General features: G+C 35.9%; 25 protein-coding genes. 14 read left to right on the top strand and 11 right to left on the bottom strand.

Going from position 1 to position 25,429, the window contains the following annotated elements:
* Together DEU39_RS12500 and DEU39_RS12495 are read left to right on the top strand one after the other, a co-directional pair.
* Window positions 1-2,686, top strand: a 2,686-nt coding sequence (locus DEU39_RS12500; protein WP_147367590.1) for a M16 family metallopeptidase, incomplete at its 5' end; no start/stop codon positions are given.
* A gap of 299 nt (window positions 2,687-2,985) precedes the next feature.
* Entirely contained in the window at window positions 2,986-5,829 is a 2,844-nt protein-coding gene (locus tag DEU39_RS12495) for a M16 family metallopeptidase (RefSeq protein ID WP_120232123.1), read from the top strand.
* Between the two features lie 80 nt (window positions 5,830-5,909).
* Here the strand turns inward: DEU39_RS12495 and DEU39_RS12490 are convergent, their stop codons facing one another.
* Both DEU39_RS12490 and DEU39_RS12485 read right to left on the bottom strand, forming a co-directional pair.
* The gene (locus tag DEU39_RS12490) at window positions 5,910-6,494 is read right to left on the bottom strand and encodes a DUF3109 family protein (protein WP_034696856.1); all 585 of its coding nucleotides are present in this window, start codon (window positions 6,492-6,494) and stop codon (window positions 5,910-5,912) included.
* Window positions 6,495-6,500: 6 nt separating this feature from the next.
* The gene (locus DEU39_RS12485; protein WP_062673830.1) at window positions 6,501-7,406 is read right to left on the bottom strand and encodes a DUF6427 family protein; all 906 of its coding nucleotides are present in this window, start codon (window positions 7,404-7,406) and stop codon (window positions 6,501-6,503) included.
* Between the two features lie 42 nt (window positions 7,407-7,448).
* Here DEU39_RS12485 and DEU39_RS12480 point away from each other — a divergent pair, with 42 nt between their 5' ends.
* Window positions 7,449-7,682 (top strand): DUF6341 family protein, encoded by a 234-nt coding sequence (locus tag DEU39_RS12480; RefSeq protein ID WP_002976854.1) that lies wholly within the window; start codon window positions 7,449-7,451, stop codon window positions 7,680-7,682.
* Window positions 7,683-7,765: 83 nt separating this feature from the next.
* Here DEU39_RS12480 and DEU39_RS12475 read toward each other — a convergent pair whose 3' ends face one another.
* From DEU39_RS12475 to DEU39_RS12450, 6 genes are read right to left on the bottom strand one after another with little or no spacing between them, the layout of a single operon-like run.
* Complete coding sequence (locus tag DEU39_RS12475) at window positions 7,766-8,203, bottom strand: universal stress protein (protein ID WP_062673831.1); 438 nt, start codon at window positions 8,201-8,203, stop codon at window positions 7,766-7,768.
* A gap of 59 nt (window positions 8,204-8,262) precedes the next feature.
* Window positions 8,263-8,868, bottom strand: coding sequence for a fumarylacetoacetate hydrolase family protein (locus DEU39_RS12470; protein WP_120232122.1), 606 nt, complete (start codon window positions 8,866-8,868; stop codon window positions 8,263-8,265).
* A 7-nt stretch (window positions 8,869-8,875) separates the two neighbouring features.
* Window positions 8,876-9,436, bottom strand: coding sequence for a hypothetical protein (locus tag DEU39_RS12465; protein WP_062673834.1), 561 nt, complete (start codon window positions 9,434-9,436; stop codon window positions 8,876-8,878).
* A gap of 8 nt (window positions 9,437-9,444) precedes the next feature.
* The gene (locus DEU39_RS12460) at window positions 9,445-9,843 is read right to left on the bottom strand and encodes a DUF2007 domain-containing protein (RefSeq protein ID WP_120232121.1); all 399 of its coding nucleotides are present in this window, start codon (window positions 9,841-9,843) and stop codon (window positions 9,445-9,447) included.
* Window positions 9,844-9,845: 2 nt separating this feature from the next.
* Entirely contained in the window at window positions 9,846-10,610 is a 765-nt protein-coding gene (locus DEU39_RS12455) for a 3'-5' exonuclease (RefSeq protein WP_062673838.1), read from the bottom strand.
* 42 nt (window positions 10,611-10,652) lie between these two features.
* Window positions 10,653-11,366 (bottom strand): CDP-alcohol phosphatidyltransferase family protein, encoded by a 714-nt coding sequence (locus DEU39_RS12450; RefSeq protein ID WP_120232120.1) that lies wholly within the window; start codon window positions 11,364-11,366, stop codon window positions 10,653-10,655.
* An 89-nt stretch (window positions 11,367-11,455) separates the two neighbouring features.
* Here DEU39_RS12450 and DEU39_RS12445 point away from each other — a divergent pair, with 89 nt between their 5' ends.
* From DEU39_RS12445 to DEU39_RS12400, 10 genes are all read left to right on the top strand, one after another.
* Complete coding sequence (locus DEU39_RS12445) at window positions 11,456-13,384, top strand: LTA synthase family protein (RefSeq protein WP_120232119.1); 1,929 nt, start codon at window positions 11,456-11,458, stop codon at window positions 13,382-13,384.
* 195 nt (window positions 13,385-13,579) lie between these two features.
* Complete coding sequence (locus tag DEU39_RS12440; RefSeq protein WP_062673843.1) at window positions 13,580-13,999, top strand: DUF2147 domain-containing protein; 420 nt, start codon at window positions 13,580-13,582, stop codon at window positions 13,997-13,999.
* 236 nt (window positions 14,000-14,235) lie between these two features.
* Window positions 14,236-15,216 carry a pyruvate dehydrogenase complex E1 component subunit beta gene (locus tag DEU39_RS12435; RefSeq protein WP_034696867.1) on the top strand — a complete coding sequence of 327 codons (981 nt, stop codon included), beginning with the start codon at window positions 14,236-14,238 and terminating at the stop codon, window positions 15,214-15,216.
* A gap of 114 nt (window positions 15,217-15,330) precedes the next feature.
* Window positions 15,331-17,325 (top strand): KUP/HAK/KT family potassium transporter, encoded by a 1,995-nt coding sequence (locus DEU39_RS12430; RefSeq protein WP_062673845.1) that lies wholly within the window; start codon window positions 15,331-15,333, stop codon window positions 17,323-17,325.
* Between the two features lie 65 nt (window positions 17,326-17,390).
* Window positions 17,391-17,864 carry a Fur family transcriptional regulator gene (locus tag DEU39_RS12425; RefSeq protein WP_002976876.1) on the top strand — a complete coding sequence of 158 codons (474 nt, stop codon included), beginning with the start codon at window positions 17,391-17,393 and terminating at the stop codon, window positions 17,862-17,864.
* Between the two features lie 3 nt (window positions 17,865-17,867).
* A complete protein-coding gene (locus DEU39_RS12420; RefSeq protein WP_120232118.1) occupies window positions 17,868-19,607 on the top strand; it encodes an OstA-like protein in 1,740 nt (579 codons plus the stop codon).
* Between the two features lie 13 nt (window positions 19,608-19,620).
* Complete coding sequence (locus DEU39_RS12415; protein WP_131797507.1) at window positions 19,621-20,211, top strand: hypothetical protein; 591 nt, start codon at window positions 19,621-19,623, stop codon at window positions 20,209-20,211.
* 28 nt (window positions 20,212-20,239) lie between these two features.
* Window positions 20,240-21,415 carry an aspartate aminotransferase family protein gene (locus DEU39_RS12410; protein WP_120232243.1) on the top strand — a complete coding sequence of 392 codons (1,176 nt, stop codon included), beginning with the start codon at window positions 20,240-20,242 and terminating at the stop codon, window positions 21,413-21,415.
* Between the two features lie 188 nt (window positions 21,416-21,603).
* Window positions 21,604-21,990: an START-like domain-containing protein gene (locus tag DEU39_RS12405; RefSeq protein WP_034696870.1), complete on the top strand. Its 387-nt coding sequence runs from the start codon at window positions 21,604-21,606 to the stop codon at window positions 21,988-21,990.
* Window positions 21,991-22,068: 78 nt separating this feature from the next.
* A complete protein-coding gene (locus DEU39_RS12400; RefSeq protein WP_120232117.1) occupies window positions 22,069-22,884 on the top strand; it encodes an aminotransferase class IV in 816 nt (271 codons plus the stop codon).
* Between the two features lie 84 nt (window positions 22,885-22,968).
* Here DEU39_RS12400 and DEU39_RS12395 read toward each other — a convergent pair whose 3' ends face one another.
* Together DEU39_RS12395 and DEU39_RS12390 are read right to left on the bottom strand one after the other, a co-directional pair.
* A complete protein-coding gene (locus DEU39_RS12395) occupies window positions 22,969-23,550 on the bottom strand; it encodes an N-acetylmuramoyl-L-alanine amidase (protein ID WP_062673854.1) in 582 nt (193 codons plus the stop codon).
* A gap of 103 nt (window positions 23,551-23,653) precedes the next feature.
* Window positions 23,654-24,202, bottom strand: coding sequence for a YqgE/AlgH family protein (locus DEU39_RS12390; RefSeq protein ID WP_062673856.1), 549 nt, complete (start codon window positions 24,200-24,202; stop codon window positions 23,654-23,656).
* Window positions 24,203-24,226: 24 nt separating this feature from the next.
* Here DEU39_RS12390 and pdxH point away from each other — a divergent pair, with 24 nt between their 5' ends.
* The gene (gene pdxH, locus DEU39_RS12385; RefSeq protein ID WP_062673858.1) at window positions 24,227-24,868 is read left to right on the top strand and encodes a pyridoxamine 5'-phosphate oxidase; all 642 of its coding nucleotides are present in this window, start codon (window positions 24,227-24,229) and stop codon (window positions 24,866-24,868) included.
* Window positions 24,869-25,109: 241 nt separating this feature from the next.
* Here the strand turns inward: pdxH and DEU39_RS12380 are convergent, their stop codons facing one another.
* Window positions 25,110-25,400 carry an HU family DNA-binding protein gene (locus tag DEU39_RS12380; protein ID WP_002976900.1) on the bottom strand — a complete coding sequence of 97 codons (291 nt, stop codon included), beginning with the start codon at window positions 25,398-25,400 and terminating at the stop codon, window positions 25,110-25,112.
* Window positions 25,401-25,429 lie beyond the last annotated feature (29 nt).

The following is a 25,429-nucleotide window of genomic DNA, read 5'->3' as shown; positions in this document are numbered from 1 at the left end:
CGGATCTATCCTTGAAGATGAGAATCAAAGAGGGTTGGCTCACTTTATGGAGCACATGAACTTCAATGGAACCAAAAATTTTCCGGATAATAAATTAGTAGACTTTCTACAGTCGATCGGAGTGAAATTCGGGCAACACCTTAATGCCTATACAAGTTTTGACGAAACGGTTTACATGCTTCCTGTGCCATTAGATAAACCAGGAAATCTGGATGCCGGACTGAAAGTGATGGAAGACTGGGCATTTAACGCAACACTTTCCGATGAGCAGATCAATAAAGAAAGAGGAGTGGTGTTGGAAGAGCTGAGACTGGGTCTTGGAGCTGATAAAAGGATGATGGATAAATACCTTCCAAAACTTTTATATAAATCTCAGTATGCAGACAGACTGCCAATTGGTAAAAAAGAAGTTTTGGAAAACTTCAAACCAGATGTTATCCGAAAATTCCACCAGGACTGGTACAGACCGGATCTGATGGCAATCATTGTGGTAGGAGACATCAATGTGGACGAAATTGAAAAGAAGATCAAGGATAACTTCAGCAAATATAAAAACCCTTCAAAACCAAGAGAAAGAAAATCTTTTGATCTTCCGAATCATAAAGAAACTCTGGTAGCTATTGAAACAGATCCTGATGCTACCAATTCTATGGTACAGTTTATCATGAAAGATGCTGATGCCTATAAACCTGATGTAACGGTAGAACAGTACAACCAAAGTCTTGTAGAAAATCTTTCAACGACAATGTTAAATAACAGATTGAGAGAGCTGATTAACTCTACAAACCCACCTTTCACTTTCGGATCAGTATACCACGGAGGAACTTATGCAAGAAGCAAAGAAGCGTTCCAGGGATTTGCTATGGTGAAAGAGGGAAATCAGCTGAATGCGTTGAAAGTTTTATTGGAAGAGGTTGAAAGAGCAAAAAGATTTGGATTTACACAATCTGAGCTGGACAGAGCAAAATCTCAGGTGCTTTCCAATATTGAAAGATCTTATAACAACAAAGACAAAACAGAAAGTGAGATTCTGATAGACGAGTATGTAAGAAACTTCCTGGAGCAGGAACCAATTCCTGGAATTGCTTGGGAATATGAAGATACGAAAGCTTTCTTACCATCCGTTACGCTTGCACAAACCAATGAAATCATCAAGAAAATGGTGAAAGATGACAGCAGGGTAATTATTGTTACAGGACCTAAAAAAGATAATGTAACCATGCCTACAGAAGCAATGGTACTGAATACATTTGATGCTGTGAAAATGGCAGATCTTAAGCCTTATGAAGAAAAAGCAACCATCAAGAACCTGGTGAAGCCTTTCAAATCTGAAGGAAAAATTGCTAAAACGGAAACAGATGCCAAGTTGGGAACAACAACGTGGACTTTAAGCAACGGAGCGAAAGTTACTTTCAAAAAAACAGATTTTAAAGACGATGAAATCGTATTTACAGCAAGAAGCTTAGGAGGAAGTTCTCTTATCCCAGATGCTGATTACAATAAAACCCAGTTTGCCTTCGCAGCATTAACAGAAGCTGGAGTAGGAGGATTCTCTAAAGCAGACCTTACCAATTATCTTGCCGGTAAACAGGTGAACGTAAATCCTATGGTAACTTCTCTTTTTGAAGGTGTTTCCGGAAGAACCACACAAAAGGATTTAGGAACTGCTATGGAGCTTATGTATGCTTATTTTACAAGCTTAAATTATAATCCTGCTTCCTTTAATGCTTATAAAGAAAAGCAATCTGCAATGTTGAATAACCTGTTGTCTAATCCTCAGGCTTATTTCTCTAATGAGCATGCAAAATTCATGAACCAGAAGAACCCTAGATTTATCGGGGTATTCCCAATGGAGAAAGACTGGGCCAATACAGACTATAAAAAAGCTTACGATATTTATAAAGATAAATTTGCCAATGCCGGAAACTTCCAGTTCTATTTTGTAGGAAACATAGACGAAGCCAAATTTAAAGATGAAGTTCTGCAATATATTGCAAGTCTGCCATCGTCAGGAAAAACAACAATGTATAAAGATACGGGGTACAGAACGATAACCGGTGATTACAACAAAGTGTATAAAAAAGGAAAAGACCCTAAGAGTATGGTGTCTATCTCTTACAGCGGAGAGGCTCCTTACAATGAAAAAGAAGCTTTAGCATTATCAGCGCTTGGAGAAGTGGCTACTATTAAAGTTATCGAAAAGCTAAGAGAAGATGAAAGTGGTATCTATGGAGGTGGCGCACGAGGAGGAATGAATAAAATACCGTACGGAACGTATAGTTTCGGTATTAATTTCCCTTGTGGTCCTGAAAATGCAGAGAAGCTGACTAAAAGTGCTATTGCAGAGCTTCAGAAGCTTATAGATAATGGCCCTGAACAAAAAGACCTTGATAAATACAAAGAAGGTGAATATAATGACAACAAAACAGAACTGAAAGATAATATGTTCTGGATGAATGCCATTGCTAAGAACCAGCTAGACGGAAGTGACAAGTATGATATCTTAAATTATCAGGATAAAGTAAAAGCACTTACGGTAAAAGATCTTCAGAATGTAGCTAAAAAGTATCTTACAAAAGGGAGAATTGTAGCAACGCTAATGCCGGAAGATGGTTGGGAAAAAGCCAAAAAAGAAGAACCTAAAAAAGCAGAAACTGTAACTGTAAAAGCAGGCGCTGCTAATTAATATTTTTAATTAAAATAAGAGAACCGTTGTACATTACAACGGTTTTTTTGTTTGAAAAAGGACAATATAATAGTAGATTAACCATGATTTATGAGTAGATGAAGAAAATGATATTATTTTTAATTAGTCTATTTTAATTAATTTGTGAATGTTTTTAATTAAAAATCATTTTAAGCAATATAAAAGAAACAATTTATTTTCATTTTGTAATATTTAATTTTTTTAACTTCAATTTAACCCTGTGGTAAAAGGCTGATTGCATAGAGAATCGATATTTTTGAGGGTCAAAAATAATGTAGATGAAAAAAATATTATCTTCGTTTTCAGCCATCTTCCTGATGTCTCTAAATGTCTGTGGACAAAACATCCCTGTGGATCCGTCCCTAAGAATCGGTACTCTTTCCAACGGGATGAAGTATTACATCAAAAAAAATGTTTTACCTGAGAAAAAAGTAGAATTCCGTCTGGCAATCAATGCAGGATCTATCCTTGAAGATGAGAATCAAAGAGGGTTGGCTCACTTTATGGAGCACATGAACTTCAATGGAACCAAAAATTTTCCGGATAATAAATTAGTAGACTTTCTACAGTCGATCGGAGTGAAATTCGGGCAGCACCTTAATGCCTATACAAGTTTTGACGAAACGGTTTACATGCTTCCTGTGCCATTAGATAAACCAGGAAATCTGGATGCCGGACTGAAAGTAATGGAAGACTGGGCATTTAACGCAACACTTTCCGATGAGCAGATCAATAAAGAAAGAGGAGTCGTATTGGAAGAACTAAGGTTAGGTCTTGGACCTGATAAGAGAATGATGGATAAATATCTTCCTAAGCTTTTATATAAATCTCAGTATGCAGAAAGACTACCAATCGGTAAAAAAGAAGTACTGGAAAACTTCAAACCCGATCTTATCCGAAAATTCCACCAGGACTGGTACAGACCGAATCTGATGGCAATTGTTGTTGTTGGAGATATCAATGTAGATGAAATAGAGAAAAAGATTAAGAATAACTTCAGTCAATATAAAAATCCTTCAAAACCAAGAGAAAGAAAATCTTTTGATCTTCCGAACCATCAAGAAGCACTGGTAGCTATTGAAACAGATCCTGATGCAACAGGTTCAGGAGTGCAATTCATCATCAAAGATTCCGAAGTGTACCAACCGGATATAACAGTTCAGCAGTATGATCACAGTGTTGCAGAAAGCCTTGTGAATATGATGCTCAACAGCAGATTGGCAGAGCTGGTTAACTCTGTAAATCCACCTTTTACTTATGGTTCTGTTTATCACGGAGGAACTTTTGCAAGAAATAAAGAAGCATTCCAGGGATCAGCTGCTACAAAAGACGGTGATCAGCTGAATGGGCTAAAAGTTCTTTTGGAAGAAGTGGAAAGAGCCAAAAGATTTGGATTTACCCAATCTGAGCTGGACAGAGCAAAAGATCAGATGCTTTCTTCTTATGAATGGGCTTACAACAACAAAGATAAAAACCAAAGCGGAGAGCTTATCGATGGTTATGTGAACAATTTCCTGAGACAGGAGCCAATACCTGGAATTACCTGGGGATATGAACATATTAAAGAAATCCTTCCGACCATAGCACTGGAACAGACCAATAGAATTATCAAAAAGCTGGTAAAAGATGACAGCAGGGTCGTTGTTATCACTGGTCCAAAAAAGGATAATATTACAATGCCAACAGAAGCGATGGTTCTGAAAACATTTGATGCCGTAAAAATGGCTGATCTTAAACCTTATGAAGAAAAAACGAAAACCGGAAGTTTAATAAAGCCTTTTAAATCTGAAGGAAAAATTACTAAAACACAAGTAGACGCTAAATTAGGAACTACCACATGGACTTTGAGCAACGGTGCTAAGGTCACTTTCAAGAAAACAGATTTTAAAGATGATGAAATTGTTTTTGCAGCAATAAGCCTGGGTGGAGTGTCTGTCATTCCCGATACTGATTACAATAAAACAAAATACGCATTTGATGCTTTGCTGGAAGCTGGACTAGCCGGGCTTTCCAAAACAGATCTTGCACACTATCTCGCAGGAAAACAGGTGAGTGCAAGCGCTTATGTGGGTGGCCTTACAGAAGGTGTTTCCGGAACAAGCTCGAAAAAGGATCTGAAGACCGCGATGGAGTTAATCTATGCTTGTTTTACAGATTTAAACTATAACCCCGAATCATTCAACGCCTACAAAACAAAAAAATCTGCAATGCTGGCGAATGTAGATTCGGATCCGGGATATTATTTTTCTAATGAATATTCCAAATTTATCAATCAGAAAAACCCAAGGTTCACCGGCCTCGAACCTACGGAAAAAGATTGGGCAAATACAGATTATAAGAAAGCTTACGATATCTACAAACAAAAATTTGCTAATGCAGGTAATTTCCATTTCTATTTTGTAGGAAATATAGATGAAGTACAGCTTAAAAATGAAGTCCTGCAGTATATTGCTTCACTTCCTGCAACTGGAAAATCATCTACATTTAAAGATACAGGCTACAGACCGGTGAAAGGAGAATATACTAAGGTTTATAAAAAAGGAAAAGAACCGAAGAGCCTTGTAACAATTTCTTACAGTGGAGAAGCTCCTTACAATGAGAAAGAAGCGATGGCACTTTCGGCTCTTGGAGAAGTAGCTACCATTAAAGTTCTTGAAAAACTAAGAGAAGATGAAAGTGGTATTTATGGAGGAGGTGCAAGTGGAAGCTTCAGTAAAATACCATACAGTGCGTATGATTTTAGTGTTAATTTCCCCTGTGGCCCTGAAAATGTAGAAAAGCTTACCAAAAGTGCCATGGCAGAATTACAAAAATTGATAGATAAAGGACCAGAGCAAAAGGATCTTGATAAATACAAAGAAGGAGAATACAACGAATATAAAACAATTCTTAAAGACAATGGATTCTGGCTGCAGGGTATCGCCCAGAATCAATTAGACGGAAGTGACAAATATGATATCTTAAATTATCAGGATAAAGTAAAAGCACTTACAGTAAAAGATCTTCAGGATGTTGCCAGAAAATACTTTACGAAAGAAAAAAATGTAGCAACGTTAATGCCGGAAGATGGTTGGGAAAAGGCTAGAAAAGGGGAAGTTAAAAAAGCAGGAACCTCCAAGTAACCTATTTTTTTAAGCTTTAATAAATAAGAAAACCGCAGGTCTCTCTGCGGTTTTTATTATTTCATTCAAATACATATCGGTTAAGAACCATATTCTTTTTTCCATTCTTCAGCAGCTTCGCTCAGAACGGTATAAAATTCTTCACCATACTTTCTCGTCAGTGGAGTTTTTAAAAACTTATAAACAGGCACCTGAAGCTCTTTTCCAAGGGTACAGGCATCACTGCATACATTCCACTCGTGATAATTCAATGCGGTAAATGCCGAATATTCCGTAACACGGATTGGGTAAAGGTGGCAGGAGATAGGTTTCTGCCAGTCCACGGCACCATCTTCGTACGCTTTTTCAATACCACATTTCGTAATTCCTTTTTCATCGAACGTTACATAAGCACATTCGCGGTTCTCCACCATTGGAGTAACATACATCCCGTCGTGCGGATCAGTAGTCCATGTTCCCTGTTCTTCAAGGGCTTTAATTCCTTCCTGAGTAAGGTAAGGTTTTATTTTGTCAAAAATACTGTCCAATATCTCAAGCTCGTTTTTATCCAACGGAGCTCCCACATCTCCTTCCACACAACATGCACCTTTACATTTTGTAAGGTTGCAAACAAATTCTTCGGAAAAAATTTCCTCTGAAATCAATTTATCGTCTATCTGAATCATAATTTTCTAAAATAAATCAAAAACTGTACCTGCTTTAAAGGTCAGTAAACTAATAATAATAACCCATACACTGGCTTCACGCATCCAGTATTTAGGCAAAAATCTCATCATTCTGCTCAGAATAATACTTGAGGGAAATGCCAGAAGAAGCAGATATTCATAGCTTTTATTCATGTATAAAATGATGGAAACAAGCTGTGCCACAGAAAAAACCAATAGGAAAGTGTATTTATACCTGCTTATCGGACTTTTCTTGTTATAATTTTTAAAATGGTCATATACCGCATAAATAAGCATCAGAACCACAGGTATCAATGGCAGAAGTTCTGTGTAATCTGTTACCGGTTTCATTCTTCCAAACGGAAAATAATCAATATTCCATGATGTGAACTGAACAAAATACATGACAGAAAAATAGCTGAATGTAATCAAAACAATTCCCAATAGAAACCTGAAAAGGTTCAGGGTGATTTTGGCAGAAGTTGCAATCACGTGGATGATAACAAAAACAGCCATCGGCCATGTTGTAGGGAGAAAAATAAAGTTCAGAGCTACAATAGATCCCACCAATACATAAGACTTCTTCCTGATATCTTCATCTGCACTCGTCAGTAGCAGGATAAGAAAGGAATTGGTAAGCAGAGAAACCGCAATTCCTATATCCAGATTTCCGGGATACAGCCCGAAAATAAAAAAGGTGTATAAAAATAAGGGCAGATGGGTCTGATAATTAAGGGCAACACTGTGAAAACAAAAATATCCCAAAGCAATTCCCAGAAAAGTTATTCCGGCAACTATGGCTTCGTAAGTATTGAAATTCAGTATGTTAAATATTATGACTACTAAAAGAAGAAAACCAATATAAACAGGAATTGAAAAAATATTGCTTTCTTTTGAAAGTAATTTAAACATTTTTTATAAATTTGTACAAAGTTAATTTAAAAAAGGAAAATAATGACGTCTTTCTTTCTATTCTTAAGCAAAGTTTTCAAATGGTCTTTCGGTTTCTTTGATGCTTTCGGTAATGTTTTAAACTGGATTCTATTTATAGTTTGCTGTGTACTATTCACTTATTGGTGCTATGTACTGGTGGTTACACTAGGTGGCGATAAAGATAAAGACTATTATTCTCCAACGGAAGGTAAGCACCCTTACTACGATCCGAATATCTACAAAAAAGAAGGTTAATTAATTGGTTATATAGTAAAAAACCGATCAAACATTATGATTTGATCGGTTTTTTTATTACTAACGATTAAAATTTCTTTTGCTTAGTCGTGAATAGGAAGTACCAGCACAGGAATACTTGAACTTTTTGTAATCCCTTTTGTTAAGCTTCCCACGAATACATCATAGATTCCGCTTCTGCCATGTGATCCCATCACAATATAATCTGCATTTTTTGCCTTTGCATGTTCCAGAATAATATCTTTGGCAAGTCCCTGTTTTAAAAGGTGCTCACAATCGATATCATGACTGATGATTCTTTGCTCAATTTTATTAAGCTGCACCAGCTCTTCTCTGATTTCATTGGCTTCCACTTCAGGAAAATATTGAAATCCCATATCACCAATGGCAAAGCCGATATCTGATGGCGCTACGTGGATCAGGTAAATTCTGCCGTTAAGCTGTTTTGCAAATTTTATGGCACCGTCTACCAATTGGTCTGTCTTGTCCCCAAAATCTACGGGTAATACAATATTTATCATAACCTCTAATTTTGTTACCTAAAGATAGGAAAAATTTGTCAGACTTTGATGTTAAATACTTATAATATTCGGATATCAAGGATTTTTTCCTCTTCAAGGTAAGCTTCCAGAATATCATTTTCATCTACTTTTCCAACTCCTTTTGGAGTTCCTGTGAAAATAAGGTCACCTACTCTTAATGTAAAATACTGAGATGCAAAAGCTATAATATCATCAAAGTTGAACATCATATCTTTTGTATTGCCATCCTGTACCTTCTCTTTATTCTTTAATAACGAAAACTGAAGGTTCTCAAGGCTGAAGCTCTCTTTTTTGAAAAAACTGCTTACCACAGCCGAACCGTCAAAACCTTTGGCAAGCTCCCACGGAAGACCTTTTGATTTCAGTTCACTCTGAAGATCTCTTGCCGTAAAATCTATTCCCAGGCCAATTTCTTCATAATGCTTATGCGCTGTTTCTTTCTGAATATATTTTCCTCCTTTTGAAATTTTTAGTACCACTTCAAGTTCGTAGTGAATATCATTGGAGAATTCAGGAATGTAAAAATCATTTCCCTTTAAAACGGCTGTATCCGGTTTCATGAAGATAACAGGATTCTCAGGAATTTCATTTCCTAATTCTTTTGCATGCTCACTGTAATTTCTTCCTATGCAGATTATTTTCATAACTTAATTAATTTACTTTACCTTTAAAATATCCTTTACCTTCTTCTATATATTTTTCAGGACCATATCTTCTTTGAACTTTGAGTTCAGTATATCCGAAGATGCTATCTCCTTTTTGATAAGATTCTTTATCCAGAATAAGTTTACTGTCCAAAACTTTATAATATTCTCCTGTGTCCAAAAAATCAAAGAGTTTTACATTGTCAGTATATGAATAGGGAGAGATTTTATATCTGCTTTGAAAAATATCTATCTGAAAACCACCACCGCTGAAACCATCTCCAACAGAAAATGTAACATTTAGCATTGGATTTTCAGTAATAGAACAGCTATAATATGCTGGACTTATACTGTCTGATTTTGTCTTAAAATCATTGGTTTTAATATCTTCACTCTCTGAACCCCAAATACTTGTTTGCTTTTGCTGATCAAAAGATTTAAAAAGAGGTTTCTGGCTTAAACTATGATCAACTTCTACGCTGTTCCATACCAATATGAATTTTCCTATTATGAAAACAAGAAAGCCAAGAATAACAACGAGAAAAATCTTTCCAAATTTTTTGACCATATTAAACCTTAATGCGTAAACTCATTCCCGCAATAAAAACATTTGAATTTGTGACTCGTCAGGAAAGAAATACCAAAGAAACTGGTAGCACTGTCATCCCTGTAGATGTGGTTTGAACCACATTTCGGGCATACAAAATCAAACTCAGGATCTTCAATGGTATGTTCTACTTCCAGCGAATATTGCTCGTTGTCTTTATAGTCTTGCAGGATCTGCTGTGCTTTTTCCACATCTTCTTCAAACACCTGAAGCTGTATTCCTCCTACCGCCTGTGACAGAAGCCAATCCGACTGGATCAGCTGCTCATTCGCAATGAAACTGTTGATGCCGTTTTCAGCCAGTATCTGCTTGTCCCTGTTAGCTTCAAGGGCAGTTTCATAAAATTTAAAACGAACCAGGTCAGACATATTTAAAATCTACTTGATAATTGAATTTTTGTAAAAACCTTCTTAGTATATAATGGAAAGTCAGCATTCTGAAGCCATCCGAAATATCCTAAGTCTTTTTGGAATACCGCTTTCACGCCCTGTCCTTTATATTTTCCAAAGTTGAAAACCTCTTCCATTTTTTCATTATATCCGATAAATCCTGCAAGATCTGCATTCTTATTATGGAATGTGAATTCACTTAACGGTGCTATTTCATTCGGGATATCATCATATTTTCCAACCTGGGCATCCAGAACTTCAAATGTTGCCCATACATCAGCTTCTGCAGAGTGTGCATTTTCCAATGTTTTTCCACAGTAGAACTGGTAAGCAGCACTTAAGTTTCTAGGCTCTTTTTTGTGGAAAATAGTCTGTGCATCTACCAGTCTGAATTTACTCAGATCAAAATCCATTCCTACTCTTAAAAGTTCTTCAGCCAAAAGGGGAACATCAAATCTGTTAGAATTAAATCCTCCCAAATCACTGCCGGTAATCATTTCCATTACTTTAGATGCAATGTCTCTGAAAGTAGGCGCGTCTTTTACATCTTCATCATAAATACCGTGGATCTCACTGCTTTCTTTAGGAATAAGCATTTCCGGGTTTACACGCCATGTTTTGCTTTCTCTGGAGGCGTCCGGATTTACTTTTAAAATACAGATTTCAACAATTCTGTCTTTTCCTATGTTGGTTCCTGTGGTTTCCAGGTCAAAAATACAAAGTGGTTTATGGAGTTTTAAATTCATGTTGACTATTAATAAATTGAAACGTGTTTTATTTAAATGAGTTTATTTTAATTGTGCCTGAAAAATAAGAGACACCAATATATAATAAATAACAAGCATTGGAATTCCAATAACCTGGAATATCGCAAGAATAGTAATTCCTCCCACCAGTAATACAACTTTAGGGTAATTATCTTTTAATTGTTTTGATTTGAATTTCATCGCCATCATTTTGATCGGGCTGATCAGAAGCCATGAAGTGAGAAGAGTCAGCAGAACCAATAACAATTCATTATCAAACAAAAAGCTGAAAGTTCCGGTTTCTTTAAAGGCATAATAAAGACCAAACAGTAAAACGGTGTTGGTAGGCGTATTCAATCCTTTGAAATAATAGCGTTGTTCTTCATCAAGGTTAAAGATGGCAAGTCTCAGGCAGGAAAATACAGTGACAATTAATCCCAGATATTTGATCTCAAATGGAAAATGAATTCCAAGAAGCTCAGCTCCAAAAGGCTCAAGGGCTTTGTACATCGTCAGTCCCGGGATTACACCAAAGCTTACCATATCAGCAAGAGAATCCAACTGAAGACCAAGATTAGAGTTTGATTTTAAAGCTCTGGCCACAAAGCCATCGAAAAAATCGAAGATAGAAGAGAGAATAAGACAGATTGCCGTTGTCTGATAATCTCCTAAAATTAAATGTATTGCACCTACACAGCCTGCAAATAAGTTAGCCAGAGTTAAGGCATTGGCCAGATTATTCTTTATAAAATCCATAAGCACAAAATTACAGTTTTTAAAAATTCTAACTCAAAATAATATGAACTAAAAAATGCATTAAAGTGATTTTGATGTAAATTTGCTCCATGAAATTTTTAAAAGGATTTAGAAAACAGGAAGTTCTGGCATTGGTTTACAGGATTTTTTTAGCCTATGTTTTTTATCAGATTGCCAGACTTTTATTCTGGTATTTTAATAAAGATCTGATTAAAGTTGACTCGGTTTCTGATTACATAAAGCTGGCTTTCCATGGTACGGCTTTCGATACCACAGCTATTTTGTATGTCAACGCATTATTTATACTCCTGAGTTTATTGCCGCTGGTTATTAATACCAAGAAAATCTTTCAGAAAGTCCTATTCTGGCTGTATTTCATCACCAACGGTATTGCTTATGCCATGAATTTTGGGGATTTTATTTACTATAAATTCGCTCAGGCAAGGCTTACTTCGGCTGTATTTCAGGTGGCTGAACATGAATCCAATGTATCTAAAACACTGATGATCTCTGTGGGAGAACATCCTTTTGTATTGATTTGGTACGTCGTGTTGATGATCTTATGGGTTTTTCTATACAAAAAGGTGAAAGTAGAAGATACAAAACCTGCGAAACTACTTCCTTACTTTATTACATCTATTCTTACTTTGTGTATAACAGCGGTGCTGGTTGTGGGAGGAATCAGAGGAGATTTTAAGCATAGCACGAGACCTATTAATATGGTGGATGCTACTCGTTTTGTAACAAATCCGCTTCAGGGAAACATTGTACTGAATAGTACATTCTCCTTTTTCAGGACTTTAAATACCAATAATTTTAAGGAAGTTCATTTTGTAGATGAAAAATATATTGAAGACTATGTACAGCCTTATAAAGTATATGACAGAAAAGTGGAGAATCGTCCCAATATTGTTATTTTTATTGTAGAATCTTTCGGGAGAGAATATTCAGGAGCTTTCAATAAAGATAAAAAGATCAAAGATTACGTTTCTTACACTCCGTTTATGGATAGTCTGGCTACCCAAAGCCTTATTTTCCCGAATACTTTTGCAAACGGAAGACAGTCTATTCATGGGATGAGCAGTGTATTGGCCGGAATTCCGAGCCTGACGGATGCGTTTACAGGATCTCCTTATTCCAATCAGAAAATTCAGTCTATTGTTTCTGTATGTAATGATCTTGGGTATGATACTTCTTTTTATCATGGTGCCCCAAATGGTTCTATGGGATTTCTTGGATTCGGAAATATCTTAGGATTTAAACATTATTTCGGAAAAACAGAATATAATCATGATGAAGATTTTGACGGAATGTGGGCGATCTGGGATGAGCCTTTCCTTCAGTATTTCGCTAAGAATGTAGGGAAGAAACAACCTTTTATGACTACTGTATTTACGGCATCATCCCATCACCCTTTTAAAATCCCTGAAAAATATAACGGGAAATTTAAAAAAGGAAAAATAGAAATCCATGAGCCGATGCAGTATACGGATTATGCGATCAAACAATATTTTGAGACGGCAAAAAAGCAACCTTGGTACAACAATACCATTTTTGTTTTCACGGGAGACCATACCAATCAGGTCTATTATCCGGAATATGAAAGAGCAATGAATCGCTATGCCGTTCCGTTGGTATTCTATTCTCCGAATCCTGCCTATCAGCTAAAAGGTGTTAGCCAGGAAATCGCACAACAAGCAGATATTTATCCTACACTTGCAGATCTTATCGGGTATAACAAACCTATCCGAAGCTGGGGGAGAAGTTTGGTAAGTGATAAAAAATATCCTTTCATCGTAGTCAACTCGGATGGAAGTACAGATCAGTTCATGATCGGAAATTATATTTACCGCTTTGATGGAAAAGAAATCATCGGAGTCTATGATAAATCTGATCTGAGCCTTGAAAAAAATATCATGAATGAAGTTAAAAATCCTGAAATAGAACAAGGAAAGAAAACGGCAAAGGCGTGGTATCAGGATTATATGGATAGGGTGATTAACAGGAAGCTGTATTAGGCAGAAGACAAAAAATAGAATGGCGAAATAGTCAATAAACTGATTGGCAAATTAATTGTTTTAGTAATCATTGATTTTACTTTTCTTCACCTCTTTATGCTTTGTATAATAAAAATTTTTGTTCGTTGAAAATTAATTTATATTTTTATCAATACGTAGATAAGAATATTGTATAAAATTAAAACTATAAGAAATATGAAAAAAATATTGTTAACGTTCGCACTTTCTTTATGTGGTGTACTTACATTTGCACAGATAGAAGGTAAGTGGAAAACGATAGATGATGAGACAAAACAGGCAAAATCTATTGTTGAAGTATTCAAAAAATCAGACGGAAAATACTATGGAAAAGTTTCTCAGTTGTTGATAAAACCTGCTGATCCAAACTGTACAGTTTGTAAAGATGACAGAAAAGGAAAACCAATTTTAGGATTGGAGATTATCAGAGGACTGAAAAAAGACGGTGATGAGTTCACCGGAGGAACTATTACAGACCCTAAAACAGGAAAAACATACAAATGTACCATTACAAGAAGCGGTGATAAACTGAACGTAAGAGGGTACTTAGGATTATCTTTACTAGGAAGAACCCAGGTTTGGGAGAAAGCTAATTAATATAAGTTTAAATAGAATTTTAGATGACATCTCAGAAATGGGATGTCATTTTTTGTGGATAAAAATTCTGTGAAAATTCTTCGGAACATAAAAAAGGTACAAGAAGGACGCATTTAAGAAGGAAAATTAATTTTAAATACAGTTAATATTATGACTTCTCATGGAAATGAAGACCGTTTTTATGATGTGTATAATAAAAAAACACTATTTTTGTAGTCTAAATTTTTCGAATAAATATGGCAGAATATACTTTTCGTGAGGTAATTGCACAGGCAATGAGCGAGGAAATGCGTAAAGACGAATCCATCTTTTTAATGGGGGAGGAAGTAGCAGAATACAATGGTGCATATAAAGCTTCCAAAGGAATGTTGGATGAGTTTGGTCCTAAAAGAGTAATCGATACCCCAATTGCAGAACTTGGTTTTACAGGAATTGCTGTGGGTGCTGCGATGAATGGTAACAGACCCATCGTAGAGTATATGACATTCAATTTCTCATTGGTAGGAATTGATCAGATTATCAATAATGCTGCAAAAATCCGTCAGATGAGTGGTGGACAATGGAATTGTCCAATCGTTTTCCGTGGTCCTACAGCTTCTGCAGGTCAATTAGGTGCTACTCACTCTCAGGCTTTTGAAAACTGGTTTGCAAACATTCCTGGTCTTAAAGTAGTAGTTCCTTCAAATCCTTACGATGCGAAAGGGTTGTTGAAAACTGCAATTCAGGATAATGATCCGGTTATTTTCATGGAATCTGAGCAGATGTATGGAGATAAAATGGAAATTCCTGAAGAAGAATACTACTTACCGTTAGGAAAAGCAGATATCAAGAGAGAAGGTACAGATGTTACTTTAGTTTCTTTTGGTAAGATCATGAAACTGGCTTTACAGGCTGCTGAAGATATGGCGAAAGAAGGAATCTCTGTAGAAGTTATCGATCTTAGAACAGTTCGTCCTCTGGATTTTGATACTGTTTTAGCTTCCGTTAAGAAAACAAACAGATTGGTTATTTTAGAAGAAGCTTGGCCATTTGCTTCTATTTCTTCTGAAATCACTTATATGGTACAGCAAAAAGCATTTGATTATTTAGATGCTCCTATCAAGAGAATTACGACTCCTGATGCTCCTGCACCTTACTCTGCTGCATTATTTGCAGAATGGTTCCCTAAACTTGAAAAAGTAAAAGAGGAAATCAAAAAAGCGATGTACGTAAAATAGTTATAGAGAAAAACTTCCGAAAGGAAGTTTTTTCATTTATTATATTCATGAAGAAAAATTCTTGACGTCATAAAATTAGTATAAATTTGCGCCTTTAAAATAAATTAAGCTGATATGGCAGAAGTTACAGAAGATGGCTACCACTTCGACATAAAGAAACTTTCCTTCATAGGAGTTTTAGTGTCTCTAGGAATTGTTTTTGGAGATATTGGTACCTCTCCGCTTTACGTAATGAAAGCAATTGTGAATGCAAGATCCCAAGGGAGCAATATGCCTTTCAATGAATACATAGAAGGTGCTCTTTCCTGTATTATCTGGACCCTTACCCTGCAGACCACGATAAAATATGTGATCATTGCTTTGAGAGCAGATAACAAAGGTGAAGGGGGTATCCTTGCTTTGTTTTCACTGGTAAGAAACCTTAAAAAAGGATGGTTGTACCTCATTGCAATCATTGGTGCTGCAGCCCTTATTGCAGACGGAGTCATTACACCATCACTGACGGTAATGTCAGCTATTGAAGGTCTTGAAATTTATAACCCACATACTCCTGTTGTGCCTATCACCATTGGAATACTGATTGCCATTTTTGTGGTGCAGCAGTTTGGAACCAGTTTTATCGGAAAATTTTTTGGTCCTGTAATGGTGGTTTGGTTCCTGGTATTAGGAGGACTGGGAGTAATGCATTTGAGTGAAAATTTTGAGATTTTAAGATCTTTCAACCCTTATTACGCTTATAAACTTATTGCCAACTCTCCAAGTGCTATTGTTATTTTAGGAGCTGTTTTCCTTTGTACAACCGGAGCAGAAGCATTGTATTCTGATTTAGGACACTGTGGCGCAAAAAACATCAGAATAAGCTGGGCATTCGTTAAGATTATGCTTATTCTGAATTATCTTGGACAAGGAGCATGGCTTTTAACCAATTATAACAAACCTGGATTTTCTGTAGTGAATCCTTTCTTTGGAATCATGGAAGAATGGATGATCATCCCAGGAGTAATTTTAGCAACAGCAGCAGCAATTATTGCCAGTCAGGCGTTGATTACCGGTTCTTTCACCATATTTTCAGAAGCAATGTCTCTTAACCTTTGGCCTAATCAGAAAATTGATTATCCTTCCGGAGTAAAAGGACAGATGTATATCCCAAGAATCAACTGGGGACTTCTTATCCTGTGTATCATTGTTGTGCTTCACTTCAGAGAATCAGGAAAAATGGAAGCCGCTTACGGACTTTCCATTACGGTGACCATGCTGATGACAACCGTTCTGTTGGTCTTCTGGCTCCTGAAACACAGAGTAAGCAAAGTCTTGATTCTGGTTTTCGCAATGGTTTATATGGCAATCGAATTAGGTTTCTTCAGTGCCAACATTATCAAATTCATGGAAGGTGGATGGATCACCGTTGTTTTGGCTGGTTCTATCGGAATTTCTATGTATGCATGGTATAACGGAAGACTGATCAAAACAAGATTTATCCAGTTTGTGAAAATAGAAAAATATGTGTCTATTCTTAAAGACATGAAACTGGACGAAACTATTCCGAAATATGCTACCAATCTGGCTTATCTGAGCAGAGCTAAAAGAAATGATGAAGTGGAATCTAAAATTATTTATTCCATCATCAAAAAACAACCGAAAAGAGCAGATCATTACTTCATCCTGAGCATTGTAAACCAGGAAGATCCATATACTTTCAGATATACTGTAGACGAGATCCTTCCGGGAACCGTATATAAAATCAATTTCCTTTTAGGATTTAAAGTAGACCGAAGAATCAACGATTATTTCAATATGGTCCTTAAAGATCTAATGGCGGACGGAACCATTCCTTCAAGAAGCAGCCACCCATCCTTAAGAGCTCATGATATACCACCGGATCTTAAATATGTGATCATAGATAACACCTATATCAACGATATCCTTTTAACTGTTAAACAGAAGATTACTCTTAACATTTACAATTTTGTGAAGTATATCGGAAGTGACGACTTTAAGGCTTGGGGAGTCTCTTCGCATAACGTTGAAGTAGAATCTGCACCGATCACAGAATTAACAGTTTATGATAATAAGATCGAGCAGTCCGGGTATTTCCGTCACAACTCGTAGCCACTCGTATTTAACCATACTATCTATTTAAATAAAATTCAATAAATTTGTAGATAATTTTTTTAATGGATACAATACAAAAAGAAAAGAATATAGCTTTGATCAAGGATGTTTTGAGAAACTACTTATTAGAAAAAGGGTTCAGAAACACACCTGAAAGATATACAATATTGGAAGAGATTTATAATATGGATCATCACTTTAATGTTGATGATCTGTATCTTCTCATGATGCAGAAAAAATATCATGTTTCCAAAGCAACCATTTACAACACGATTGAAATTTTCCTTGATGCAGGTTTAATCCGTAAGCATCAGTTCGGAGAAAAGACATTAACTTCTTCGTCTTATGAAAAGTCTTATTTTGACAAACAGCATGACCACCTGGTGATCTACAAAAAAGACTCTGATAAAGAAATTGAAGAAATTATTGAATTCTGTGACCCAAGAATTCAAGGAATCAAAGAAGCCATTGAAGAAGCATTTGGCGTAAAAATTGATTCTCATTCGCTATATTTCTATGGCACTAAGAATGACTAATTAATGAGAATAGCCCTTTTTCTGTTACTCTTTATTTCTACGCTCAACTTTGCGCAGGATAAAACCCCTGTGAAGAGAGATCCTTATTTGCAGGCTCCTTCACCGGCTCAGCCCAAGCAGGTGAGACCTGAAGATAAAGTAAAGATCATCCATGCGGACGAGATCAAGAAAAGTCCTGAAAAATATGACGGGAATCAATACTTTACCGGAAATGTTCAGATAGAACACCAAGGCTCCATTCTTACAGCAGATGAAGTTGTTCTGTATAATGAAGAGAACTTTGTAAAAGCAATAGGTAATACAAGGCTTCAAAATACCGACGGTTCTGTGATCACAGCAGGAGAAATGGAATATGATGCCAATACCCAGAAAGGTGTTGCCAGAAAAAATGTGGTTTTAACAGATCCGAAGCAAACCATTAAAACAGATATTCTGTATTATGACAGGCTGGCTAATCAGGCTTATTTTAACACAGGAGGGACAATTTCTGACGGGCAGAATGTAACCTACGCCAAAGTAGGAACCTATTTTCTCAATACAAGAGTGGTAGATCTTACTGGGAATGTAAAAATTGAAACCCCGCAGTATACTATAGAAGGACCCAACATCAAACAGAATCAGAACACAAAAATTGCTGATTTTCTAGGTCCTACAACCATTACCAGCAAAACCAATCCAAGAAATAGAATCTACACCGAAAAAGGAACTTATAAAATGGATTCCAAGGAGGCTTTTCTAACCAAAAACTCCAGAATCTATTATAATGAGAAAATTCTTACCGGTGATGATATGTACTATAATCAAATCTCAGGATTCGGTAAGGCAATAGGAAATGTAACTCTTGATGATCCTATAGAAAAAAGATATATAAAAGGAGGTTACGGAGAAATTTTTGAGAAAAAAGACTCTGCCATGATGACTAAAAGTCCGTATGCTGTAAAAGTGATGGAAAAAGACTCCATTTATTTCGCTGCAGAAAAAATTATCTCCTATCAAAGACCGGATACAGTAGATATCAAAGTGAAGAAAAGCTATCTGAGAGCTTTTAAAAAAGCCCGTATATATAAATCCAATGCACAGGGAAGAGCAGATTCCATTGCTTTCAATGAAACAGACGGAATCATGCATATGTATACCAATCCGATTCTTTGGAGCGGTGAAAAGCAGGTTACCGGAGATAAAGTAGAAGCTTATTTCAATACTAAAACAGAAGATATTGACTCCTTAAAAGTAATCGGAAATGCCTTTGCCATAAGTAAAGTTGACTCACTTACCCTGAAAGATGAGTTCAATCAGGTGAAAGGAAAATTCATGACGGTATACTATGAGAAAAATGCGATTAAAGAAGCAAGAGTCGTTGGAAATGCCCAGTCTATCGTGTATGTTGATGATACTGATCAGGAAACCAAAAAACCGGAAAGAATAGGGATTACATTATCAACCTGCGGAATTATCGGAGCATTGTTTGAAGAAAGAGCACTTCAGATTATTTCATGCAGTATTGGAGCTGCTTCCGATACTTATCCTATGAGTATGATAGAACCTTCGAAAAGAAAATTCCCGGATTTTAACTGGAATACCAAAGACAGAATCAGGAAATGGCAGGATATCCTTGTAGATACTCCAAATAACGAAGAAATACAATATACAGCTGATAGTGAGCTATTCGATAAAGCGCAGAAAGCAATTGACGACGAAAAAGCTAAAGAAGAAGCTAAAAAACCAAAGAGAGTAAGAAAATAGAAAACAAGTAGGTATGAAAAAAATTCTGTTACTGTTATTATTTTTCCCATTGATGTTTTTTTCCCAAGATTTACAACCAGGTGAATTTGTATGGAGTAAAGAACGAAAATTACAGAAAGAGGATTATAAATTGATTACCCATGATGATCGTATTTCAATCAGATCAGCAATCAACTTTTCTTATCAGTTAAGGGGATTTAATGCACTAAGTAATAATTTTAATAAAAAGATTATCAATAAATTTTCCAGCAGTGCTTCATCAATAAATCCTGATTCTCGCAATATTCCGGCTATGATAGAATATCAGCAGGTCAATTTTGATTTAGCCGAAGTATATGCCCGAAAAATGCGTAAGGACCTTCTTATTCATAAAAATACGCTGTGGAAAGGTTTTACTTATGCCAATGAAATGTTTAATAATCTGACAGCTGAATATACAAAAGCTCAGGCCCTGATAGACAATGAAACCAATTATGGCCTCAATACTCAGAAGCTGCAGGACTGGAAACAGAAAATTCAGAATGAACTTGATGAACTTTCTGATTTTGATTACAACAATACATCTAAAATAAAAATAAAAAAAGATTCTAAAGAAGAGAACTGATTTAGACTTTCATAACATATTTATGGAAATGCATAAAGATTTTTTTATATATCAGGCTCAAACCACCAAATTTGCTGCCGGTTTTGAAGTTGAAAAAGCAGTAGGAAGCTACATTTATGGTACAGACGGAAAAAGATATCTTGACTTTGTAGCAGGAGTTTCTGCTAATACTTTGGGACACTCGCACCCTAAAATAGTGGATGCCATTAAAGAGCAGGCCGATAAATATCTTCACGTAATGGTTTACGGAGAATATGCACAGGAAAAACCAATCGCATTATGCAGACTGCTTGCAGAAGCCACTCCGGATCCTCTGGAGGTTACTTACCTTGTGAATAGCGGTGCAGAAGCTATCGATGGAAGCTTAAAGCTGGCTAAAAGATATACGGGAAGAGAAGAAATAGTTTCCTTTAAAAATTCTTACCATGGAAATACTCATGGGGCTTTAAGTGTTTCCGGAAATGAAACTCACAAGAGAGAATTCCGTCCTTTACTACCAATGGTGTCTTTCATTGAGCTTAACAATGAAGATGACTTTGATAAAATTACGAAGAAGACTGCTTGTGTTATTCTTGAGACCATTCAGGGAGCAGCAGGCTTTCTGGTTCCAAATAACGACTATCTGATCAAATTAAAAAGAAGATGTGAAGAAGTAGGAGCACTTTTAATTCTGGACGAAATACAGCCCGGATTTGGAAGAACAGGGAAGTTATTCTCTTTTGAACATTTTGGAATTGTTCCGGATATTCTGGTGATGGGAAAAGGAATGGGTGGTGGAGTTCCTGTAGGAGCTTTTATGAGTTCCAGAGAAATTATGGAAACCCTTTCTCACTCACCAAAACTTGGGCATATTACTACTTTTGGAGGAAATCCATTAATTGCAGCATCAAGTTATGCCACATTAAAAGAAGTGTTGGATAGTGGTTTAATGAATGAAGTTGAGGAAAAAGAAAAGTTGTTCAGAGAACTTTTGGTTCATCCTAAAATTAAAAATATCAACGGTAAAGGGTTGATGCTTGCCGTGAACTTAGGAACTCCTGAATATACGCTGGAAGTAGCTAAAAAATGTATGGAAAAAGGGCTGATTGTTTTCTGGCAGCTGTACAGAAATGAATACCTGAGAATCTCTCCACCGCTTACATTATCTCTGGACGAAATTCGGGAAGGATGCAAGATTATTCTTGATATACTGAATGAAAATTAAAGATAAAATCTCTCTGTAAATGAGAGATTTTTTTATGTTTTGCATGGTAATTTTTAGCTTTAAAACCTGACATCACAGAGATTTAAATCCAGTGATAAATATCATACAGATTCTATAAAAAAGTAATTGTTTTTTTGCGTAATAAAAAAATTAATTTATATATTGCGGGACGATAAAACAAAGATTATATGGCGAAACATAAAGTCCATTACGAATTTCCAATGCACTGTTTATCAGAGATTTTATATGAATATCTGGCGACTGCAGAGGGATTGTCTGAATGGTTTGCGGATGAGGTAACAGAGAAAGGCGATGATTTCTTTTTTAGCTGGGGTGGAGGACCTGCTGAGAAGGCCACTTTGATCAGATATAAGCCTGAAGGTTTCGTGCGTTTCAGATGGGAAGAAGATGAAGGAACAAAAAATTTCTTTGAAATGACTATCACTATCGATGATATTACAGAAGATCTTGCTTTAAATATTACAGATTTCTGTGAAGAAGGTGATGAAGAGGAAAATGCAATGTATTGGGAAAATCTTATCGAAAACCTGAGAATAAAACTAGGTGCGGCATAATACCGGGCTATATGAAATGATAAAACTGATGAACGATTTATCGTTCATTATTTTTTTGTAAATAAATCATATCAAAAATTGGAAAATCAATATTTTACATCAGACGAGTTAAGTGTAAAGAACAGAGCTTTTCTTTGGGGAGACTCAGTAAAAGTATCTTTCTTTGTAAGAAATGGTGGATTGATCATGGACGAAGAATGCTATTTTTTCCTGATGGCTTCCATGAGAAAGATGAGACTGAATATTCCTTTAACTTACACCCTGGAGTTTTTCCAGAACCTTTTTCAAAAAGAAATCATTGAAGGTAAAGGAGTCAAGAACGGAATTATCAATTTCCAGGTGTTCAGAAATAATGATGGAGTGACCTTGGCAAAATCTTCAGTTTCCTATTTTTACGAAGTAATGGAAATGGCGGATGTGCTTGCAGTTCATCAAAGACCTTTGGAATTGGATTTGATTAAAGAAATTAACGTTAATAACAATCTTTTGAGCAATATCAGGGTTCACTGTCCGGAAAATATTTACGGAGTGATCTATGCCCAGGAAAATGACCTTGATGACGTGATTCTTCTGAATCCAAACAAAAGAATAGCGCGCACCACTGCAGGAAATCTTCTCTTTTTGGAAGGTGACGTGATCAAAGTACCCAAACAGACAGAAGGAGCTTACATTTCTCCTTTGATGGAAAACTTTGTTACTTTTTTACATAAAAATAATCTTGCTGATATTCAGGAACACGAGATTATCGCATTTGAATCTCAGAAAGCTGAAGAAATTTTAATGATTTCAGACGAGAAAGGTATATTTTCTGTAGGTAAGATAAGAAACAAGACTTTTGAAACTTCCCGTTTCTCTGAACTGGTAGAAAGCTGGAAGAAAAGTTTTAATTCATAAAAATTGACAAACCCGGTAAACAACAAAGTTCCAGAAGTCCTTTACCGGGTTTTATTCTGAGTAAATCAGAAATTGTTTTTTTATTTAATATTCGTTGATAATCTCAACAAATTTTTGTGCGATTTCTTTCTGCCCTTTTTCACTGGTAATATAATTCCTGTTGTCAGAATTATTGATGAAGCCAAGTTCTACCAATACAGCAGGTGCTTTGGTTTCTCTCAGCATATGAAGATTGCTCTCCGATATTTTTCGGGCATTGAATTTCTTATAGATTTTTCCAGCTAATTCCTTTGAAACATCAGAATTTTGAACGTACACTTCAAATCCGTTGTCAGATCTTTCTTTTTCAGGAGAGCTGTTCACGTGAAGGGAAATAACCATTTCAGGGTTTAGCTTGTTGATCAGATCTGTTCTTTCTGCAAGAGTAGGATAACTGTCTGAATCCCTTGTTAAAATAACTTCATATTGATTCTGGCTTTCATTGATCTTCCGGATTTCCTTAGCAACGCTTAATGCAATATTTTTTTCCAGAATTTCACCATAAGTTGCTCCAAAATCATTTCCGCCATGTCCGGCATCGATGACAATATATTTTTTGTTGATAGGAGTAAATGATAAAAAAGCTGTAGAAAATATTGATAAAGCAAGTAATGTAATACCTTTCATATCAGTGATTTTAGTTTTTCAAAGAACGGAAAAACTTTCTTTAAAATTGGTTAAAAGAATCTTAAAGTTTGTTAATTATCAGAGTAATGCGAAAAATATACTTTTAGTTCAGTGAAATATCTTCTGGCGAATTGGCCCAGAGAAGAAATTCTCCTCCAAGATTCTGCATGATAGATTTCCAGAGTGTCTGATCGTTTGGAAGTGTATAATCAAGATTATAAACATCCACTACAGTCCACATTTTCCTCTGAACTTCACTATCCAGCTGATTAGGAGACCACCCGGAATATCCTGAAAATATTTTGATATGATTAATATCCAGTTCACTGCTTAAAACCGCATTAATAATACGTTCAATATCTTCTGTAAGATAGTATTCATCAGTGATGTCTGTATAGATCTCAGTAACTCTTTTACCTTTTACAATGAAGAATACTTTGTCGTTTTCTACAGGCCCTCCATCATAAACCTCAATTTTAAAGTCAAAAAAATCTTTGAATTTGCTACTCATCTGGCTATTCTTTTTATTCAATATCAAACCAAATGCACCACTTTCATTATGTTCAATAACCAATACTACCGATCTTGAAAAAATATCGCCGGAAATGTCAGGGGTCGAGATTAATATTTTACCTTTGTATGAGTGATTCATACTCAAATTTAATAAAAAATATTTATGGAAAACCTGCACGACAAAAGAAAAGTGTACGAGAAATCCCAACTTATTGAAAGTGAGATAAAACAAAATCCAATTGAGCAGTTCAGAGACTGGTTTTTGGAAGCCAATGAGAGTCCGATGATCTCAGAAGCTAATGCTATGGCGGTTTCTACTGTAGAAGAAGATGGGTGTCCAAGAACAAGAATGGTGCTTCTTAAAGCATATACCCATGAGGGGTTTATTTTTTATACCAATTATAACAGCAGAAAAGGAAAAGCAATAGAAAGCAATCATAAAGCCTGCCTGCATTTTTTCTGGCCTAATCTTGAAAGGCAGATCATTATCAAGGCTGATCTTGAAAAGGTAGCAGAAAATCTTAGCGATGGTTATTTCCATTCCAGGCCAAAAGGAAGTCAGCTTGGCGCTGTGGTCTCTCCGCAAAGCCAGGAGATTCCTAATAGAGAATTTCTGGAAGATAAATTAAAAGAGCTGGAAAAGGAGTTTGAACATACGGAAGTGCCAAGACCTGCCAATTGGGGCGGATATCTTGCCAGACCCTATGAAATTGAATTCTGGCAGGGAAGACCCAATCGTCTTCATGACAGGATTATTTATGAGCTTAAAGACCTTGACTGGAAAATTTCAAGATTGGCTCCGTAATGGAAAAATAAGAGGTTAAAAACTAGATGATGCGTTATATTTTAATGCATGTCATGATCGGTTTATCAATAGAAGCGGGCTTTAGCCCGCTTATTTTATTGGGTCTGATAATACCGGCTTTAGCCAAAACTTAATAATTATAAACCAGTTAAATCTTCTTAACGGTTGGATTTCCTATCACAATTTGACATAAAAAAAGCTGTTTCTAAGAAACAGCCTTGAATTTTTGTAATCTGAATGATTATTTTTTCTTAGCACCTGAAACTGCATTTGATAAATCAGCTCCAGCTTTGAATTTAGCAACTTTTTTAGCAGCAATTTTGATTGGTTTTTTAGTTGCAGGGTTAATACCTTGTCTAGCCGCTCTCTCAGCTACTGAGAAAGTACCGAAACCTACTAAAGAAACTTTTCCGTCTTTTTTCTTTAAAGTAGTTGTAACGTTACCAATGAAAGATTCTAAAGCAGCTTTTGCTGCAACTTTAGTGATACCTGCATCTTTTGCGATTGCGTCGATTAATTCAGACTTGTTCATAATTTTTAATATTAAAGTTAGTTCGTAAT

Origin of the sequence: Chryseobacterium sp. AG363 (assembly GCF_003610675.1) — a bacterium.
GTDB classification, from domain to species: domain Bacteria; phylum Bacteroidota; class Bacteroidia; order Flavobacteriales; family Weeksellaceae; genus Chryseobacterium; species Chryseobacterium cucumeris.
Note: the sequence above shows the minus strand (reverse complement) of the source record. Positions and strands in the feature narration are given on the sequence as shown.

Coding starts and splice junctions, on each gene's coding strand:
- DEU39_RS12495 (WP_120232123.1), top strand. CDS start 2,986: ATGAAAAAAATATTATCTTCGTTTTCAGCCATCTTCCTGATGTCTCTA.
- DEU39_RS12490 (WP_034696856.1), bottom strand. CDS start 6,494: ATGATTCAGATAGACGATAAATTGATTTCAGAGGAAATTTTTTCCGAA.
- DEU39_RS12485 (WP_062673830.1), bottom strand. CDS start 7,406: ATGTTTAAATTACTTTCAAAAGAAAGCAATATTTTTTCAATTCCTGTT.
- DEU39_RS12480 (WP_002976854.1), top strand. CDS start 7,449: ATGACGTCTTTCTTTCTATTCTTAAGCAAAGTTTTCAAATGGTCTTTC.
- DEU39_RS12475 (WP_062673831.1), bottom strand. CDS start 8,203: ATGATAAATATTGTATTACCCGTAGATTTTGGGGACAAGACAGACCAA.
- DEU39_RS12470 (WP_120232122.1), bottom strand. CDS start 8,868: ATGAAAATAATCTGCATAGGAAGAAATTACAGTGAGCATGCAAAAGAA.
- DEU39_RS12465 (WP_062673834.1), bottom strand. CDS start 9,436: ATGGTCAAAAAATTTGGAAAGATTTTTCTCGTTGTTATTCTTGGCTTT.
- DEU39_RS12460 (WP_120232121.1), bottom strand. CDS start 9,843: ATGTCTGACCTGGTTCGTTTTAAATTTTATGAAACTGCCCTTGAAGCT.
- DEU39_RS12455 (WP_062673838.1), bottom strand. CDS start 10,610: ATGAATTTAAAACTCCATAAACCACTTTGTATTTTTGACCTGGAAACC.
- DEU39_RS12450 (WP_120232120.1), bottom strand. CDS start 11,366: ATGGATTTTATAAAGAATAATCTGGCCAATGCCTTAACTCTGGCTAAC.
- DEU39_RS12445 (WP_120232119.1), top strand. CDS start 11,456: ATGAAATTTTTAAAAGGATTTAGAAAACAGGAAGTTCTGGCATTGGTT.
- DEU39_RS12440 (WP_062673843.1), top strand. CDS start 13,580: ATGAAAAAAATATTGTTAACGTTCGCACTTTCTTTATGTGGTGTACTT.
- DEU39_RS12435 (WP_034696867.1), top strand. CDS start 14,236: ATGGCAGAATATACTTTTCGTGAGGTAATTGCACAGGCAATGAGCGAG.
- DEU39_RS12430 (WP_062673845.1), top strand. CDS start 15,331: ATGGCAGAAGTTACAGAAGATGGCTACCACTTCGACATAAAGAAACTT.
- DEU39_RS12425 (WP_002976876.1), top strand. CDS start 17,391: ATGGATACAATACAAAAAGAAAAGAATATAGCTTTGATCAAGGATGTT.
- DEU39_RS12420 (WP_120232118.1), top strand. CDS start 17,868: ATGAGAATAGCCCTTTTTCTGTTACTCTTTATTTCTACGCTCAACTTT.
- DEU39_RS12415 (WP_131797507.1), top strand. CDS start 19,621: ATGAAAAAAATTCTGTTACTGTTATTATTTTTCCCATTGATGTTTTTT.
- DEU39_RS12410 (WP_120232243.1), top strand. CDS start 20,240: ATGCATAAAGATTTTTTTATATATCAGGCTCAAACCACCAAATTTGCT.
- DEU39_RS12405 (WP_034696870.1), top strand. CDS start 21,604: ATGGCGAAACATAAAGTCCATTACGAATTTCCAATGCACTGTTTATCA.
- DEU39_RS12395 (WP_062673854.1), bottom strand. CDS start 23,550: ATGAAAGGTATTACATTACTTGCTTTATCAATATTTTCTACAGCTTTT.
- DEU39_RS12390 (WP_062673856.1), bottom strand. CDS start 24,202: ATGAATCACTCATACAAAGGTAAAATATTAATCTCGACCCCTGACATT.
- pdxH (WP_062673858.1), top strand. CDS start 24,227: ATGGAAAACCTGCACGACAAAAGAAAAGTGTACGAGAAATCCCAACTT.
- DEU39_RS12380 (WP_002976900.1), bottom strand. CDS start 25,400: ATGAACAAGTCTGAATTAATCGACGCAATCGCAAAAGATGCAGGTATC.